Here is a 16814-nt window from a genome sequence, read left to right as displayed (position 1 = left end):
AGATCTAGCTGCCGATCGAATGGGACGGCCCGAGCGCGCCGGCCCAAGCGGTGGCCGTCGGTGCTCGCCACACCGGGAGCGGATCGCGGGCGGCCAGGACGCCCGCGTCGCCGTCATCGAGCCCGGAACGCCCTCAGACGCAGGGTCATGCTGGAGAACACCCCATCGCGTCGGATCAGCCCGTGCATGAGGGCCGCAGCCAGATGCGCCAGGATCAGGCCGAACAGCGCGTAGGCGAGGATTGTGTGGAGCGGACGGAGCCACGCGTAGAACGACGGATCCCGGGGCAGGATCGGGGGCAGCACCAGGGCGCCCGCGAGCCCGATCGGATAGCCGGCCGCCGACAGCATCGCCCAGCCGAGCAGCGGCAGCCCGAGCATCAGCGCGTAGAGCAGGAGGTGCGAGGCATGCGCCGCCTGCCGCTGCCAGCCCGGAAGGTCCTCCGGCAGTTCGGGCGGCGGATGGCGCCAGCGGTTGACGATGCGCACCACCGCCAGGACCAGGATGGCGATGCCGAGGGGGCGGTGCAGCGCCACGAGGGCGTCATAGTGGGCGAGCGAGGTCACCATCGCGACGCCGATGAACAGCATGGCGAGAATCAGGCCCGCCATGATCCAGTGCAGGAGCCGGGCCGGCCGGTTGAATGAGGGGGTGCGGCTCACAATCCGGCTCCCGAAGCAGGGGTGTCGTGGACGGCGCTCGGCGCCTTCGGCTCGCCGGCGCGGCGCGTGAAGGATTGCGCGTAGGCCGCCGAGCGGGCGCTGAGCAGGGGATCGTCCGATCCGGCGAGGCCGGCGGGCAGGACGAGGGGGTCGAAGTTCACGTCACGGCAATTGCCGTCCGCCTCGGCGGCCGTTTCGGCGACGATCACGGTTCCGACGTTGAGGCTTGGCCGCTCGGCCGGCCAGGGACGCGTCGCGTCGGCGGTGGGGTCGTCGGGGGCACCAAGGGTCACGACGAGGTGCCAGCGCACGGACGCCCGACGGACCGCGGCCGCGAAATCGTCGAACAGGAAGTTCGTGTCCGGGCGCGCGCCCTGGGCGGGGCTCTGCGCCGTGGCGGCCTGCTCGGGCACGAATGCCCAGCGCACGGGCGTTGTCGTGCCGTCCCGGGCGACGAGCCGGAAGGCGTTGAGGCTGCGGAAGGTGTCGTCGGCGAAACCTGAGGTGATCGTGCGCGCCTTGATCAGGGATGCCGCCTTCGCGCTTTCGGGATGCGCGGCGAAGAACGCCTTGAGCGCCTCGGGATCGGGCTTGCCGGTGGCCGGGTCGGGCTTGGCGGCGCGCAGCTGCGCGTCGAACGCCGCGGGATCGCGCACCGGAAAGACCGGGATGTCGTTGGTGCCGGTGCGCCATTCTTCACCGTCGGGGAGGTGGAAGCGCAGCGCGAGGCTGCGCACCGTCGTGGAAGCATCCGCCGCGTAGGGCTGGCCGCCGGCGAGCGCGATGCGTCCGGTGACCGGCGTGACGTGGCCGGCCGCAAACAGCGACGCCCGCGACAGGCGCTCCCCCTGCCCGCTGCTCTCGAAGCGACCGGCGAGGCAGAGCCCCTTGGCGTGATTGCGCCGGAAGCCCGGATGGGGCCCGTTGACCCGCTCGAAGTGGTCGACGATCCGCGCCTGGGTCAGCGCGCCCGGCGAAAGCCAGCCGCCCGCATAGGCGAAGGTGCCCGCGAGGCCGGCGACGAGCCCCCCGATGGCGCCGAGGCGCAGGAGGATGGCGCGCGCATTCGAGGCCGGACCGGCCCCGGCGAGGTCGTTCAGACGAGGCATGGCGGGCCTTCAAAGAGACTTGGCGGTGGCGCGGCGGATCGTGTCGGCCAGCGGGTGCAGAACGGCCGGATCGGCGGCCCCGGCGAGGCTGTAGCCCAGTCCGTCCTGCGCCCAGGCGTAGCCGTTCGACGTCGCCGTCGCGTGCGGGCGCATCGGCGCGTCGCCGGGCACGGTCATGGGGCGCATGAGCATGACGAACCGGGCACCGTGACTGTCGTCGTACATCAGCAGCCCGGCCGGACCTTGGGGCGTCGCGACGAGGCGCCCGCCCATGAGGCGGTAGCCCGCGCCGCTGAGGTCCGGCACGCCGACCGTCCGCCTCAGCCGAGCCGAGAACCAGCCGGCGAGCTCGTCCCGGTCCGCGGCGGCGAGTTCGACGGGCCGGGTATGGTCGGGGGCGTAGACCGCGTAGTTCATGCTCGCGGCCTGGGCCAGGGCGTCGATCCCGCTGGGCACGGGCGAGACCGCCTCGCGCAGGCCCCAGCCCCCGGCCCCGCCGAGCAGGAGCAGCACGCCCGCCGCCATCACCTGCCAGGCCGGCCGCACCGCGCGACGGCGGACCTCGACGATCCGCGCCAGGTTCAGACGGGCCGGTACCGGCTCGGCGGCGATGGGCGCGAAGGCGGCCCGCATGTCGTCGCGCAGGGCGATCATGCGCGCGACCCGCGCCTGCGCCTCGGGATGGTCCCCGAGATAGGCCTCGACCTCGCGCCGTCGCGCAGGCGAGAGCCGCTCGTCCACGAAGCCCTGGACATCGTCCTCGCCGATCGGACGCATGCTCATTTCACCCTCCGCAGGAGCGCGCGCTTGGCCGGAGCCGTTGCCTCGGTACCGTCCATCAGCAGGATCATCCGGTCCCGCGCCCGGGACAGGCGGGACATCACGGTCCCGGCCGGGATGGCGAGGATCTCGGCCGTCTCGGCGTAGGACAGGCCCTCCACCGTCACGAGGAGGAGGACGCTGCGCTGCTCCTCTGGCAGGGCGTCGAGCGCGCTCATCAGGTCGCGATGGCGCAGGCCGCTCTCCTGGGTCGGCGCCACCGCGAGACTGACCTCCGCCGTATCCTCGATCGGCAGGTGGGCCCCGCGACGGGCGCGCTGGCGCAACTGCGTGACCGCGAGGTTGTGGACGATGGCGAAGAGCCAGGTCCGCGCGTCGCCGTCGGGCCGGCGCTGGTGCCAGCGGCCGACGGCGCGCTCCAGGCAATCCTGCACGAGGTCGTCCGCATCGGTCGGGTTGCGCAGGAGGGCCCGGGCATAGCGGCGCAAGGCCGGGATCAGCGGCTCGATGAGGCGCATCATGTCCGTCATGTCCGCTCTCCTGGCATGGCGCGCCCCTCCCTGTGCGGGCCGACCGGGGCGAACCCGTTCAGGCCCGGCGACTGAGGCATGGACGCTGCGAGGTCCGCCTTATTCCAAGCGCGCAGCGATTTTTTTCAGATGCGCAGCGATCTCTCGCGGCCTCCTATCGCGGGCCGGCTCCCGGCGACGGGGTCTCGACCACAAGACCCGAATTTTTCGCCGAGACCAGGAATACGCAGACGAAGACGTCGTCTGTCCGGCATCCCTGCCCGACGCCGTTGGATCAGGCAGGACACACCGGAGACCTGACATGACGACGATCAAGACTGTTTCGACGACGGCGTTCGCGTCCCTCTGCACGTTTGCGATCCTGACCGGAGCCTCTCAGGCTCGGACCGTCCCGCACCGGATCGACGGTCCGGCGATCACCGGCGCGATCCTGCCGCCGCCGCAATCCGCGGACTGGCTCGGCGGCCGGGACACCGACAGCAGCAACGTCCAGAACCCCGCCTTGCCGGACTACGCGCAATCGCGGGGCCAGGAAACCGGTGGTCCCGCCCGCGAGCTGATCCTGAACTGAGGGCGGGCTGTTGCCTGGCGTCCGTCTCCCACGGGAGCGGATGCCAGCGCGCCAGTCGGCGACGCAGGTCGGGCCCGCGCATCAACGTCAGGCAAGGCGGTGAGGGAGAATGGTGCCGGTTGCGGGACTTGAACTCGCGACCTACCGCTTACAAGGCGGTTGCTCTACCAACTGAGCTAAACCGGCTTTGCACGTGTGTCTGAACGGATTCCCAGGAAACGGCGACCGGTTCGTCGGAAGAATGCGTCTGGACAAGGGTCAAGAGACGCCGACTGCAGGCAGTCGCGTCGGACACGGCTCTAGCAGCCCCTCCGAGGCGGTGCAAGCACGGCCCCGTTCCGCACAGGGCTGCGGATTTGCCGGAACGACGCAGGCGAGGTCGGCGGCATGCGAGGGGCGCGGTCCAGGGCCGCAGGTCGGCGGAGATGCCCATGACACCCAAGCCCTATACGGCCGACGGCGACGGTCTCGTCCTTGCCGTGCGCCTGACGCCGCGGGCGGGACGGGACGGGCTCGACGGGATTCGCGCCGACGCGGAGGGTCGGCCGGTGCTGTGCCTGCGGGTCGCGGCCCCGCCGGTGGAGGGGGCGGCCAATGCCGCGCTCGTGGCCTTCGTCGCGCGCAGCCTCGGCCTGCGCCGGGCCGAGGTGGCGCTTGCCGCCAGCGAGGCGTCGCGCACCAAGCGGCTGCGCCTGAGCGGCGACCCCGCCGCGCTTGCCGCACGGATCGAGGCCTGGACCGGCGCGGCTACCGGCGCGCGCCGCTGAGGCGCGTGACGATGGCGAGGGCCTCGGCGAAGGCGGCCTCGGCGTCGAGTTCGGTGGTGTCGAGTTGCACGGCGTCCGGGGCCGCCCGGAGCGGGGCGGCGGCGCGGCTCGAATCGCGTTCGTCCCGGGCGCGGATATCCTCGAGGATCGCGTCCAGGCTCACCGTCTCGCCGCGGCCGACGAGTTCGCGGTGGCGCCGCCGGGCCCGCTCCTCGGGAGCGGCCGTGATGAACAGTTTCACCCGCGCGCCCGGGCAGACCACGGTGCCGATGTCGCGCCCGTCGAGGACGGCCCCTTCCGGGCCTCCGGCGAAGCGCTGCTGCCACGACAGGAGCGCGGCGCGCACCTGCGGCACCGAGGAGACCCGCGAGGCGGCCTCCCCCATGGCCCGCTCGCGCAGGCGCGGATCGGCCAGTCCCTCCGCCGAGAGCGCCGCGGCGGCCTCCGCCGCGGCCCGCTCGTCGCCGAGGTCGGTGCCGGCATCGACCAGCGCCAGGGCCACCGCCCGATAGAGCAGGCCGGTATCGAGATGCGGCAGTCCGAAATGCGCGGCCAGGCGCTTGGCCAGCGTGCCCTTGCCCGAGGCCGCCGGGCCGTCGATGGCGATGACGAGGGCGCCGTCGCGAAGAGCGCTCATGCCTGGACCACCCCGTCAACGATGTCCGCGCCGAGAGCCGTCATGGCCGGCCGGAAACTCGGAAAGCTCGTGGCGATCATCGCCCCATCATCCACGGCCACGGGCCGCTGCGCGGCCATTCCCATGACGAGGAACGCCATGGCGATGCGGTGATCGAGATGGGTCGCGACGCAGCCGCCGCCCGCGGGCGGCGCGCCGTCGCCCGTCACGATCAGGTCGTCGCCCTCGATCGCGTGCGCGACGCCGTTGGCGGACAGCCCGGCCGCGACCGCGGCGAGGCGGTCGGATTCCTTCACGCGCAATTCGTGCAGGCCGTTCATTCGGGTCGTGCCCTCGGCGAAGGCGGCGGCGACCGCGAGAACCGGGTATTCGTCGATCATCGCGGGGGCGCGCTCCGCGGGCACGTCGACGCCGCGCAGGCGGCTCGCGCGCACGCGCAGGTCGGCGACCGTCTCGCCGCCCTCCTCGCGGCTGTCCAGGCGCTCGATCTCGGCACCCATCTCGATCAGCGTGGTGATCAGCCCGGTGCGCAGCGGATTCATCATGACGCCGCGCAGGGTCACGTCGGACCCCGGCACGATCAGCGCCGCCACCAGCGGGAACGCCGCCGAGGACGGGTCGGCGGGCACGATCACGGCGGTGCCGCGCAAGGTCGGCTGACCGGTGAGCGCGATGGTGCGGCCGTGCCCCCCCTCGCCGGACGGCTCGACCCGCACCTCGGCCCCGAACAGGCGCAGCATCCGCTCGGTGTGGTCGCGGGAGGCGGCGCGCTCGATCACCGTGGTGATTCCCGGAGCGTTGAGTCCGGCAAACAGCACCGCCGACTTGATCTGCGCCGAAGCCACCGGCAGCGCGTAGCGGATCGGAATGGCCTCGCGGGGGCCCTTGAGGGTCAGGGGCACGCGTCCGCCTTCGGCCTCCGAAAGCACCTGGGCCCCCATCTGCAGCAGCGGGTCGAGGATGCGGCGCATCGGTCGCTGGCGCAGGGAGGCGTCGCCGTCGAAGGTCGCGGTGACCGGCTGGCCACCGACCACGCCCATCATCAGCCGGGAGCCGGTGCCGGCATTGCCGAAATCGAGCACCTCGGCCGGGTCCTGGAGACCGCCGAGGCCGACGCCGACGACCCGCCAGCGCCCTTCCCCCTCGCGGGTGACCGTGGCGCCGAGCGCCCGGGCGGCGGCGGCCGTGCGCAGCACATCGTCGCCCTCGAGAAGACCCTCGACCCGGGTCTCGCCGATGGACAGCAAGCCGAGGATCATCGCCCGGTGCGAGATCGACTTGTCGCCGGGCGGCTTCACGACGCCCGTCAGGGGATGGCCCGGGCGGGCGCTGAGGGGATGCGGTTCGGTGGCGTGCGACACGGCGGGGATTCGGGCGAGAGGACGGACGGGGCCTCCGCAGGAGCGGGCCGGATGAGGCGGCCCGTTACCATGCGGATCGGGCCGCGTCATCCGGAGGCGGCGCGCGTGGAGCGCCTCAAGCCCGGAATACGGCAGGATCGTGCACCACAGTCCCTTTCAGGGGATCGTGCCGCCGGGAGACTCGACAAGAGTTAACCTATGATGCAGAGGTGGCGCCATGAACCCCGTGCGCCGATGCCTCAGCAAGGTGGACGCTGCCGCCTCTCTCCCCGACTGCGACTTGGCCGAGCAGGTGTGCCAAGCGCTGGACGAGCTGGAGACGGCGTATCCGCGGGCGAGCGAGCGCATCGTCGCCCTCGAAGCCGTCCTTCAGGGCTACGAACAGCGCCGGCAGGATGCGGGCGCGCCGCTCAGTCGATTCCTGCGCGTCTGTGTGGATCGCCGCCAGCACCGCTCTGCCCGGCGCATGGGCGAGGCGGGCAGATCCGTACGGGGTCGGCCCGGCCAGGGCCGGGGACATCCGGCCGGCGGTGGAGGTGGGGTGCCGTTCCCGCAGGGCCGATACGGCGAACCCGACGCCCCCGTGACATTCCGATGACGGCGGTGGCCGGTGGCGGTGTGATCGGTCCGACACAGCGCGGGCGGAGCGAATCCGATAGCGGAACAGGCAGTTCCTTCCTGAGACCCGGAACCCCCTGAGGGCGCGTGCATCCCGGCGATGGCGCGCCTTCCTTTTTCGTCGCCTGCACCGCGCGGCGGGCCGCGGGCGAAGCACCCGGCGCGATCCCCGTCGCGGACCCATTTGACATGGGCGGAGGCTACGACTAACGGGGCCGCTTCCCCGCCCCCCTTTCCTTCGACATGTGCCCAGAGGTTCGTTGCCGTGGCTAGACCGGAACTCGGCGTCAAGCGCCAGTGCATGAATTGCGGTGCCAAGTTCTACGATCTCGACCGCGATCCGGCGACCTGCCCGAAATGCGGCACGGTCTATCAGGTCGCCTCGAGCCGCGTCGCGCCGCCGATCGCCAGCCGTGCCCAGGAAGACGAAGAGGACGAGGAGGAGAAGACGGGTCCCGAGCTCGTCTCCCTCGACGAGGCGGAGACCACCGAGGACGAGAGCGATATCAGCGTCGACGTGGATGACGACGAGAGCAGCGAAACCACCACCGGCGACGACGACACGTTCCTGGAAGAAGAGGATGGCGACGACGACGTCTCCGACCTGATCGACAACGATTCCGACGGCGACGAAGAGGGCTGATCGCCCTGGGGGCCTCCTCCGACCTTCCGGGGGAGGCCGTCCGAACCGGACACCCTTCCGATCGACGCGGTCGAAGCGATCATCGCCGAACCGAGGCGCGCCTCGAGGCCGACCCGGAGCGCCTGCCGTGAGGCGCAACCGCCTTGGCATCGCGGATCACGGACGGGAGCGCGGCGACGCTCCCGCCGCCCTTGGGCCCGGGCCCCGCGATCGGCTCAGTTCATCTCCACCTGCACCACGCCCGGCACCGCGCGGAGCGCCCCCGCCACCTGCGGGGTCGCCTGATACTTGCCCGGGAGCTTCACCTCGACCTCGCGCTCGCCGCCGTCGAGGATGAGGATCAGGGAAACCTCGCCCTCGCCCCGCAGCGACAATTGCCGGTGCACCGAGCCGATCGGGCGGTCGTCGCGCAGGAAGATGCGCATGCCCTTCTGGTGGCGGGCGGCGGCCTGGTCGAGGGGCTCGGCGGTGGTGATGCGGGCGCGCACGTCCTCGCCCTCCAGATTCGCCTGCAGGGTCAGCACCAGCGGGCGGCCCGGCTCGAGGATGTCGCGGTACTGGTTGAGCCCCTCCGAGAAGATGATCGCCTCGAAATGGCCGGTTTGGTCCGAGAGCGTGACGATCCCGAGCTTGTTGCCGCTCTTGGTGCGCCGCTCCGAACGGTCGAGCACCGAGGCCGCCACCCGTCCGACGCTCGCCGAGCCCGCCCGCACCGCCCGACCGAAATCCGCCCAGGACTGGACCCGGAGCTTCGTCAGGATCGACCCGTACTCGTCGAGGGGATGGCCCGAGAGAAAGAAGCCGACGGCGTCGCACTCCCGCTTGAGCTTATCGGTGAGCGCCCAGAACTCGTGGGGCGGGATGCGCAGGGAGACGTCCACCGAGGCGACGCCGCCGAACATGTCGGTGATGCCCGACGTCTCGGCCTCCGCCGCGCCTTGCGCCATCTTCATCATCGGCTCGACCGCGGCCCAGGCCCGGGCCCGGTCCGGCTCGATGCAATCGAGAGCGCCCGCCGCGATCAGGTTCTCCAGGGTGCGCTTGTTGACGTGGCGCGGGCTGAGGCGCCGGGCAAAGCAGGCGAGATCCTTGAACGGCTTGTCGCCGCGCGCGGCGACGATCGATTCCACCGCCGCGCGGCCGACGCCCTTGATCGCGGCGAGCGCGTAGAGGATGCGCCCCTCCTTCACGTCGAACACCACGCCTGAGGTGTTCACCGAGGGCGGCTCGACGGTGATCTTCAGACGCTGCGCGTCCTGGCGGAATTCGGCGAGCTTGTCGGTGTTGTCGATGTCGAGGGTCATGGCCGCGGCCAGGAACTCGACCGGATAATTCGCCTTCAGATAGGCAGTCTGGTAGGTGACCAGCGCGTAGGCCGCCGCGTGGGACTTGTTGAAGCCGTAATCCGCGAACTTGGCCAGCAGATCGAAGATCTCGTCGGCCTTGGCCCTGGTCAGTCCGCCCTCGGTGCAGCCCTTCACGAAGCGGTCGCGCTGGGCGTCCATCTCCGCCTTGATCTTCTTGCCCATGGCGCGACGAAGCATGTCGGCCTCGCCCAGCGTGTAGCCGGCGAGGACCTTGGCGACCTCCATCACCTGTTCCTGGTAGACGATGATCCCAAAGGTCTCCTTCAGGATCGGCTCCAGCCGCTCGTGCGGGTACCAGCTCGCCTCGTTGCCGGCATCCCGCCCGAGCTTGCGCTCGCAATAGACCGGGATATTGGCCATCGGGCCCGGCCGGTAGAGCGCCACGAGCGCGATGATGTCCTCCAGCCGGTCGGCCTGCATCTCGCACAGCGCCTTGCGCATGCCGACGGATTCCACCTGGAACACCCCGACGGTCTCGCCCCGGCCCATCGGCACGTAGGTTTTCTCATCGTCGAACGGCAATTGCGCCAGGTCGACTTCGATGCCGCGCTGCTTCAGCAGGTCGGTGCAGCACCGGAGCATCGTGAGCGTCTTCAGGCCCAGAAAGTCGAACTTCACGAGGCCGGCCTGCTCGACCCACTTCATGTTGAACTGGGTCACCCGCATGCCGGTCTTCGGGTCTCGGTAGAGCGGAACCAGCTCTTCGAGGGGACGGTCGCCGATCACCACGCCCGCCGCGTGGGTCGAGGCGTGGCGGTGCAGGCCCTCCAGCTTCTTCGAGATCTCCATGAGCCGGGCGACGATCGGCTCCTCCTCGATCGCCTGCTGGAGCTTGGGCTCGCCCTCGATCGCCTGGACCAGGGTGACGGGGTTGGCCGGGTTCTGCGGCACGAGCTTGGTCAGCTTGTCGACCTGGCCGTAGGGCATCTCCAGCACCCGGCCGACATCGCGCAGCACGCCGCGGGCGAGCAGGGTACCGAAGGTGATGATCTGCCCGACCTGGGCCTCGCCGTAGCGCTGCTGCACGTAGCGGATCACCCGCTCGCGGCCCTCGACGCAGAAATCGATGTCGAAATCCGGCATCGAGACGCGCTCAGGGTTGAGGAAGCGCTCGAACAGCAGGCCGAACCGTAGGGGGTCAAGGTCCGTGATCAGGAGCGACCACGCCACCAGCGAGCCCGCGCCCGAGCCACGGCCGGGCCCGACCGGAATGTCGTGGTCCTTGGCCCATTTGATGAAGTCCGAGACGATGAGGAAATAGCCCGGGAACTTCATCTTGACGATGACGTCGAGCTCGAACGTCAGGCGCTTGCGGTAATCGTCCTCCGTGAAGCCCGGCGCGGTGCCATGCTGCTTCAGGCGCAATTCCAGCCCGGCCTCGGCCTGCCGGCACAGCTCCGTCGGCTCGTCGGCCGCGACCGCCTGAACCGGCGCCTCGGCGGCTTCGGCCAGAACCTCGGCCATCGGCGGCGTCTCGCCCGCGGCCACCGTGGAGAAGTTCGGCAGGATCGGCTTGCGGGTGCGGGCCCGGTACGAACAGCGCATGGCGATCTCGACGGTGGCCGAGAGCGCGTCCGGCAGATCGCGGAACAGCTCCATCATCGCGGCGCGGGTCGTGAAGGCATGGCGCGGCGTCAGCCGGCGGCGGCGCTCGTCGGAGACGAGGCGCCCCTCCGCGATGGCCAGGAGGGCGTCGTGGGCCGCGTAATCGTCGGGCTTGGCGAAGAACGGCTCGTTGGTGGCGACCAGGCCGAGGCCGTTGCGATCGGCGAGCCGCACCAGCTCGCGCTCGACGGCGGGGCCGTCGTCGAGACCGTGGCGCTGGATCTCGACATAGAGCCGGTCCTCGCCGAAGGCCCCTTTGAGCACCTCCAGGCGGCGGGCCGCCTGCTCACTCCGGCCAGCGCGCAGGCTCGTGTCGAGCGGCCCCGTGAAGCCGCCGGTCAACCCAATCAGGCCCGAGACCGCGCCTTCGAGGGCCGAGGCCGCGACGCAGGGGGGCGCCCCGAGCATGCCGTCGAAATAGGCCCGGCTCGCGAGCCGCAGCAGGTTGCCGTAGCCGGTCTCGTCCTGGGCGAGCAGCACGAGGTTGGCGCAGCCTGCCTGGGGCAGGCGCGCCATCGGGTCGGGGGCCTCGAAGCAGACCGTGAGCTGGAGGCCCGCGATGGGCTGGATGCCGGTGCTCGCGGCCTTCTCCGAGAATTCGAGGGCTCCGAACAGGTTGTTGGTGTCGGTGAGCGCGAGCGCGGGCTGCCGGTCGGCGGCGGCGGCCTTCACGATGTCGGCAACCTTCACCCCGCCTTCGAGCAGCGAGTACGACGAGTGGACGTGGAGGTGGACGAAGCCGACTTCTTTCAGGGTGCGCACCAGCGGACTCATCGTGACCGGGCGCGGCGGGGTCGTTCCGCCGCGAAGCCCGGCAGGATCCGGACTCCAGCCCCAAGAGTCGACAGTCCGCCGTCCCGTCCCGGGTGATATCCACTGATCGTATCCCCAGGGCCGCACTCCCAGGATCAACGGGCCGCCGACCGGGCGGCCCCCGTCCCTTATCCTGTGCGCAACCCGCACCTGGCTGGAACAAACCGCGTCCGGACGCGAACGGTTAGTGAATGGGCGCCAAAGCTACCGCCCAGAGCGCGACCGCGCCGAAGAGAAGCCCGAAGGCGGTGAACTCGACGACACTGGTGAGGAACAGGCGCTTGGTCATCTCGTCGCTCCCTTGTGATGAAGCGATCTTTGTTCTTGTTTTGTTCCTTGTAAAGCCGAATTCCGACGGGACGCGCCGACAGGGTGAAGGATGTGTTACCGGCGCCACGGCGGGGGATGGCGGCCAGGCCCATGGGCCCATCCGCGCCCGAGGCCGTCCCATTGCCGGGTCGACCGGGAGCGCGCGTGCGGCGCGCGATCGCGCGCCTAACCGAGCTGCTCGATCATCCCGTCGCGGATGGTCACCCGGCGGTCCATCCGGCCGGCGAGCTCCATGTTGTGGGTCGCGATCAGGGCGGCGAGCCCGGAAGCGCGCACGAGCTGAAGCAGGATGCTGAACACGCGGCCGGAGGTCTGCGGATCCAAGTTGCCGGTGGGCTCGTCGGCGAGAAGCAGGCGTGGTCCGTTGGCCACGGCGCGGGCGATGGCGACGCGCTGCTGCTCACCGCCCGAGAGCTCGGCGGGCCGGTGCGGCAGCCGGTCCTTGAGGCCGAGAAAGCTCAGGAGTTCGGCCGCGCGGGTCTCGGCCTCCTTCCGGGACAGGCCGCGGATGAGCTGGGGCAGCACCACGTTCTCCAGCGCGGAGAACTCGGGCAGGAGGTGATGGAACTGGTAGACGAAGCCCATCTCCTCCCGCCGCAGGCGGGTCCGCTCGGCATCCGACATCGCCGCGGTCGGCTGGCCGCCGATATAGACCTCGCCGCCGTCCGGCCGCTCCAGGAGGCCCGCGACGTGCAGGAGCGTCGACTTGCCCGCCCCCGAGGGCGCCACCAGGGCGACGAGTTCCCCCGGCCAGATGGCGAGATCGGTGCCGCGCAGGATTTCGAGCGCGCCCTCCCCTTGCGCGTAGCGGCGTTGCACGCCCGCGAAGAACAGGGCCGGCACCGGCTGCGCGGCGCCGGCTTGCGTCTGTGCCATGGAGTGTCCGTCAGCCGTAGCGCAGGGCCTGGACCGGATCGAGCCGGGCGGCACGCCAGGAAGGATAAAGCGTCGCGACCAGCGACAGCAGGAAGGAGGTGACGACCACCACGACGATCTCGCTGGTGTTCATCTCCGCCGGGATCTCGGCGAGGAACCGCACGGTCGGGTCCCAGGCGCCGGGAAACAGCGTGCGCTGGATCGGCTTGATGTTGAGGGTGAACAGGACGCCGCCGGCGAATCCGAGCGCCGTACCCACGAGCCCGATCATCGCACCGTTGATGAGGAAGACCCGCATGATCGTGCCCGGCGTCGCCCCCATGGTGCGCAGGATCGCGATGTCGGACGACTTGTCGCGCACCAGCAGGATCAGCCCCGAGACGATGTTGAGCGTCGCCACGATGACGATGAGGTTGAGGATGAGGAACATCACGTTCCGCTCCACCTCCAGGGCGCCGAAGAAGGTGCGGTTGGTCTGGCGCCAATCGGTGAGCAGGACCGGTCGCTCGGCGGCGAGTTCCAGGGGCTCGCGCATCTCGGCGACCGTGTCGGCATCGTCGAGGTAGATCTCGATCATGCTGACGTCGCCGTCGCGGTTGAAGAACGCCTGCGCCTCGGCGAGCGGCATGAAGGCGATCGTCGTGTCGAAATCCGTCACCCCGATCTCGAAGATCGCCTTGACGGTGTAGGCCTTGGTACGCGGCGCGGTGCCGAAGGGCGTGCTCGCCCCCTTCGGCGTCTGCAGCGTGACCTGATCGCCTGCCTGCAGCCCCAGGGAATCGGCAAGCCGCTTGCCCAGCGCGATGCCCGTGCCGTCGTCGAAGCCCTCCAGCGTGCCGCTCTTGATGGCGCTGGACACGGCGGGAACCTTGGCGAGATCGGTCTCGCGCAGGCCGCGCACCAGCACGCCCGAACCGCCATAGGGCGAGGAGGCGAAGGCCTGGCCTTGCACCATTGGAACCACGGCGCGCACGCCCGCCACCTTCTCCAGCCGCTCGGAGAGATCCACGTAATCGGTGAACAGCCGATCAATCGGGGCGGCGAAGACGTGGCCGTTGAGGCCGATGATTTTGGAGCGGAGCTCCGTGCGGAAGCCGTTCATCACCGAGAGCACGATGATGAGGGTCGCCACGCCGAGCGCGATGCCGAGCACCGAGAACAGGGCCACCACCGAGACGCCGCCACCCCGACGACGCGCCCGCAGGTAGCGCCCGGCGATGAGCCATTCGAAGCCCGCGAAAGGCGGCGTCGAGGCGGCACGCCGGGCATTGCCCACCCGCGCCAGAACGCCCTTCCAGATACCGAGCGCGCGCGCCACTGCGTTGGATCCTCAGATGCGCCGCAGCCGAGCGGGCAGATCGACGGGGTCGAGGGTCTCGCGCTCGCCGCTGGCGCGGCGCTTCAGCTCGACCTTGCCGTCCGCCAACCCCTTCGGCCCGACGATGACCTGCCAGGGCAGGCCGATCAGGTCGGCGGTGGCGAACTTGGCGCCGGGACGCTCGTCCCGGTCGTCGTAGAGAACGGACAGTCCCGCCGTCTCCAGGGTCGCCTGGATCTCGGCGCAGGCGCCGTCGCAGGCGGCATCGCCGACCTTCAGGTTGATCAACGCCACGTCGAACGGAGCCACCGCGTCCGGCCAGATGATGCCGGCCTCGTCGTGGCTCGCCTCGATGGTCGCGGCGACAAGCCGGCTCGGGCCGATGCCGTAGGAGCCCATATGGACCGGCCGCTCCTGCCCGTCGGGGCCGGTGACGACCGCCTTCATCGGCTGGGAATACTTCGTGCCGAAGTAGAAGATGTGCCCGACCTCGATGCCGCGGGCCGAGAGACGCGAGGCCTCCGGCACTTCGGCGAAGACCGCCTCGTCGTGCATCTCGTCGGTGGCGGCGTAGTGCGAGGTCCAGGCGTCGACCACGCCCTGGAGCCCCGCCACGTCGTCGAAATCGACCGAGGGCGGCGGCACCGGCATGTCGAGATAGGCGCGGTCGCAGAACACCTCGCTCTCGCCGGTCTTGGCCAAAATGATGAACTCGTGGCTCAGGTCGCCGCCGATCGGCCCGGTCTCGGCCCGCATCGGGATCGCCCGAAGGCCGAGGGTCTCGAAGGTGCGCAGATAAGCGACGAACATCTTGTTGTAGGCGTGGCGCGCCCCGGCCTGGTCGAGATCGAACGAGTAGGCGTCCTTCATCAGGAATTCGCGCGAGCGCATGGTGCCGAACCGCGGACGCACCTCGTCGCGGAACTTCCACGAGATCTGGTAGAGGTTCTTCGGCAGGTCCTTGTAGGAGCGGGCACTGGCGCGGAAGATCTCGGTGACGACCTCTTCCGCGGTCGGCCCATAGAGAAGGTCGCGGTCGTGGCGATCCTTCAAGCGCAGCATCTCCTTGCCGTAGGCCTCGTAGCGGCCGGATTCCCGCCAGAGGTCGGCGGCCTGGATCGTCGGCATCAGGATCTCGACGGCACCCGAGCGGTCCTGCTCGGTCCGGATCACCTTGCAGATCCGCTCCAGCACCCGCAGACCGAGCGGCAGCCACGCATAGATGCCCGCGGCCTCCTGGCGGATCATGCCGGCCCGCAGCATCAGCCGGTGCGAGACGATCTCGGCTTCCTTGGGCGTCTCGCGCAGGATCGGCAGAAAGTAGCGGGAGAGACGCATCGGACGACCTTGGAACGGCGGGGCACCGACCGGCGGCGAGGCGGGTCAGACCGGATGCGAGGCACACAACACATTGCGCCTGCAAAAGACAAGCGCCGGCCGACCACAGCCCCCCGCCGCGACCCGGGGGGGATGGAAGCCGGCTCATCACCCGGCTCCGGTGCGCAGGAGGCAGTTTGACGCAACCCATGCAAAAAAAGCGCCGCAAACCTTCTGCGGGCTGATGACAACGGGAAATCTTGTTCCTATAAGCAGCCGCGTGATGGTCGCAGCCCAGCAAGAGGCGGCGCACGGTCCGAGTCTCGGGAGGAATAATCAGCCGACGCGCCGCAAAAGATGCGCGAAAAAATCAGGCTGGCATACTTGATTGTTTCAAAGCAAGGCTTCGCGCCTTGCTTTTTGTTTTTGGGCCCCTGTTTCCGAGAGGCGTCCATTGCGAGACGCGCATCGGCCTGAGCGGGGAGAACGCAGGCTCTCGGACGAGAGCCGCGGCGGTTCACGAGGCGCGATCGGCGCCCTCGTCGCGCGGGTGGAGAACCCGGCGTCGCGCTCCGGGACGCGATGGCGGTGTCACAGCCGCGCGAGCGGGAAGACCAGCATCGCAGCAAACAGCGCGAAGCCGGCAGCCACCGTCGTCAGCAGCGCCTTCTCACGCAGGCGCGGCAGCGCGGGGGCGCCCGGGTCCTGGCCCGGCACCAGCCGTTGCGGATCGGCTTCCGCCGCATTGCCCAAGGGCAGGATCGCGAACAGGAAAGTCCACCACAGCACGAAATAGAGCCCGAGCGCGCCGACCACCGTGAGGGCGAAGCCCATCACGGCGATCGTCACCATGATCGCAACGAGGACCACCACCGTCACCAGGGTGAGCGGGGTCGAGGCGGCGATGGTGCGCAGAGGGGTCATAGCGTGCCGTGGCGTGTTGCGTCGGTACCGTCCCGGGAAGGTCTCGCTGGCCCCGGCCCTGCCCGCGGGCCCCCTCCCCCGAACGGGAAGGGTCAGGGCGACAGGCCGTCAGACCTGCTCCAGCTCCACCAGAGTTCCGAGGAAGTCCTTCGGGTGGAGGAAGATCACCGGCTTGCCGTGGGCGCCGATCCTGGGCTCGCCATTGCCCAGCACCCGGGCGCCGGCGGCCTTCATCTGATCGCGGGCGGCGAGGATGTCCTCGACCTCGTAGCAGACATGGTGGATGCCGCCGGCCGGGTTCTTGTCGACGAAGCCCTGGATGGTCGAGTTCTCGCCGAGCGGCGACATCAGCTCGACCTTGCTGTTGGGCAGTTCCACGAACACGACGGTGACGCCATGCTCCGGCTGCGGCAGCGGCTCCGTGACCTTGGCACCGAGCGTGTCGCGGTAGATGGCGGTCGCCGCCTCGAGATCCTTCACCGCGATGGCGACGTGGTTGAGCCGTCCGATCATTGGGTCTTCCTCCCTGCCCGAAGCTGTTCCCGCATTTTGCGGATCGGCGCGAAGCGCCCCGGCGGCGCGTCCC

General features: G+C 70.2%; 16 protein-coding genes and 1 tRNA gene. 4 read left to right on the top strand and 13 right to left on the bottom strand.

The window, feature by feature from the left end; all coding sequences use genetic code 11:
- Positions 1-113: 113 nt before the first annotated feature.
- Genes LW587_RS00410 through LW587_RS00395 form a run of 4 tightly spaced genes read right to left on the bottom strand, consistent with a single transcriptional unit; the run spans position 114 to position 3081 of the window.
- The gene (locus tag LW587_RS00410) at positions 114-662 is read right to left on the bottom strand and encodes a cytochrome b (RefSeq protein WP_232627699.1); all 549 of its coding nucleotides are present in this window, start codon (positions 660-662) and stop codon (positions 114-116) included.
- Positions 659-1771 carry a catalase family peroxidase gene (locus tag LW587_RS00405; RefSeq protein WP_232627698.1) on the bottom strand — a complete coding sequence of 371 codons (1113 nt, stop codon included), beginning with the start codon at positions 1769-1771 and terminating at the stop codon, positions 659-661. Before LW587_RS00405 ends, LW587_RS00410 begins: the two co-directional genes overlap by 4 nt.
- Before the next feature lie 9 nt (positions 1772-1780).
- The gene (locus LW587_RS00400; protein ID WP_232627697.1) at positions 1781-2554 is read right to left on the bottom strand and encodes an anti-sigma factor family protein; all 774 of its coding nucleotides are present in this window, start codon (positions 2552-2554) and stop codon (positions 1781-1783) included.
- Positions 2551-3081, bottom strand: a complete 531-nt coding sequence (locus tag LW587_RS00395) for an RNA polymerase sigma factor (RefSeq protein WP_232627696.1) — start codon at positions 3079-3081, stop codon at positions 2551-2553. Before LW587_RS00395 ends, LW587_RS00400 begins: the two co-directional genes overlap by 4 nt.
- Before the next feature lie 301 nt (positions 3082-3382).
- Here LW587_RS00395 and LW587_RS00390 point away from each other — a divergent pair, with 301 nt between their 5' ends.
- Entirely contained in the window at positions 3383-3652 is a 270-nt protein-coding gene (locus LW587_RS00390; protein WP_232627695.1) for a hypothetical protein, read from the top strand.
- A 110-nt stretch (positions 3653-3762) separates the two neighbouring features.
- Here LW587_RS00390 and LW587_RS00385 read toward each other — a convergent pair.
- Positions 3763-3838: transfer RNA gene (locus LW587_RS00385), tRNA-Thr, on the bottom strand.
- 245 nt (positions 3839-4083) lie between these two features.
- Between LW587_RS00385 and LW587_RS00380 the strand changes: the two genes are divergently transcribed.
- Entirely contained in the window at positions 4084-4419 is a 336-nt protein-coding gene (locus LW587_RS00380; RefSeq protein WP_232627694.1) for a DUF167 family protein, read from the top strand.
- Here the strand turns inward: LW587_RS00380 and cmk are convergent.
- Together cmk and aroA are read right to left on the bottom strand one after the other, a co-directional pair.
- Positions 4400-5056, bottom strand: a complete 657-nt coding sequence (gene cmk / locus LW587_RS00375; protein ID WP_232627693.1) for a (d)CMP kinase — start codon at positions 5054-5056, stop codon at positions 4400-4402. The two genes, LW587_RS00380 and cmk, sit on opposite strands and share 20 nt — an antisense overlap.
- Entirely contained in the window at positions 5053-6417 is a 1365-nt protein-coding gene (gene aroA, locus LW587_RS00370) for a 3-phosphoshikimate 1-carboxyvinyltransferase (protein ID WP_232627692.1), read from the bottom strand. Before aroA ends, cmk begins: the two co-directional genes overlap by 4 nt.
- Before the next feature lie 217 nt (positions 6418-6634).
- On the opposite strand from aroA, the gene LW587_RS00365 reads away from it, so the two are divergent.
- Together LW587_RS00365 and LW587_RS00360 are read left to right on the top strand one after the other, a co-directional pair.
- A complete protein-coding gene (locus LW587_RS00365) occupies positions 6635-7015 on the top strand; it encodes a hypothetical protein (protein ID WP_232627691.1) in 381 nt (126 codons plus the stop codon).
- A gap of 285 nt (positions 7016-7300) precedes the next feature.
- On the top strand, positions 7301-7678 hold the full coding sequence (locus LW587_RS00360; protein WP_232627690.1) for a TIGR02300 family protein: 378 nt from the start codon (positions 7301-7303) through the stop codon (positions 7676-7678).
- 215 nt (positions 7679-7893) lie between these two features.
- Here the strand turns inward: LW587_RS00360 and dnaE are convergent, their stop codons facing one another.
- The 6 genes from dnaE to mce form a co-directional block, all read right to left on the bottom strand.
- On the bottom strand, positions 7894-11415 hold the full coding sequence (gene dnaE / locus LW587_RS00355) for a DNA polymerase III subunit alpha (RefSeq protein WP_232627766.1): 3522 nt from the start codon (positions 11413-11415) through the stop codon (positions 7894-7896).
- A 543-nt stretch (positions 11416-11958) separates the two neighbouring features.
- The gene (locus LW587_RS00350) at positions 11959-12669 is read right to left on the bottom strand and encodes an ABC transporter ATP-binding protein (RefSeq protein WP_232627689.1); all 711 of its coding nucleotides are present in this window, start codon (positions 12667-12669) and stop codon (positions 11959-11961) included.
- Between the two features lie 10 nt (positions 12670-12679).
- Positions 12680-13969, bottom strand: a complete 1290-nt coding sequence (locus LW587_RS00345; protein WP_232627765.1) for a lipoprotein-releasing ABC transporter permease subunit — start codon at positions 13967-13969, stop codon at positions 12680-12682.
- A 30-nt stretch (positions 13970-13999) separates the two neighbouring features.
- Entirely contained in the window at positions 14000-15325 is a 1326-nt protein-coding gene (proS, locus tag LW587_RS00340) for a proline--tRNA ligase (protein WP_232627688.1), read from the bottom strand.
- A 570-nt stretch (positions 15326-15895) separates the two neighbouring features.
- The gene (locus tag LW587_RS00335) at positions 15896-16228 is read right to left on the bottom strand and encodes a DUF1467 family protein (protein ID WP_232627687.1); all 333 of its coding nucleotides are present in this window, start codon (positions 16226-16228) and stop codon (positions 15896-15898) included.
- A 108-nt stretch (positions 16229-16336) separates the two neighbouring features.
- Positions 16337-16741 (bottom strand): methylmalonyl-CoA epimerase, encoded by a 405-nt coding sequence (mce, locus tag LW587_RS00330; RefSeq protein ID WP_232627686.1) that lies wholly within the window; start codon positions 16739-16741, stop codon positions 16337-16339.
- Positions 16742-16814 lie beyond the last annotated feature (73 nt).

The sequence above is a fragment of the Methylobacterium sp. Leaf118 genome, assembly GCF_920984675.1.
GTDB lineage: Bacteria > Pseudomonadota > Alphaproteobacteria > Rhizobiales > Beijerinckiaceae > Methylobacterium.
Note: the sequence above shows the minus strand (reverse complement) of the source record. Positions and strands in the feature narration are given on the sequence as shown.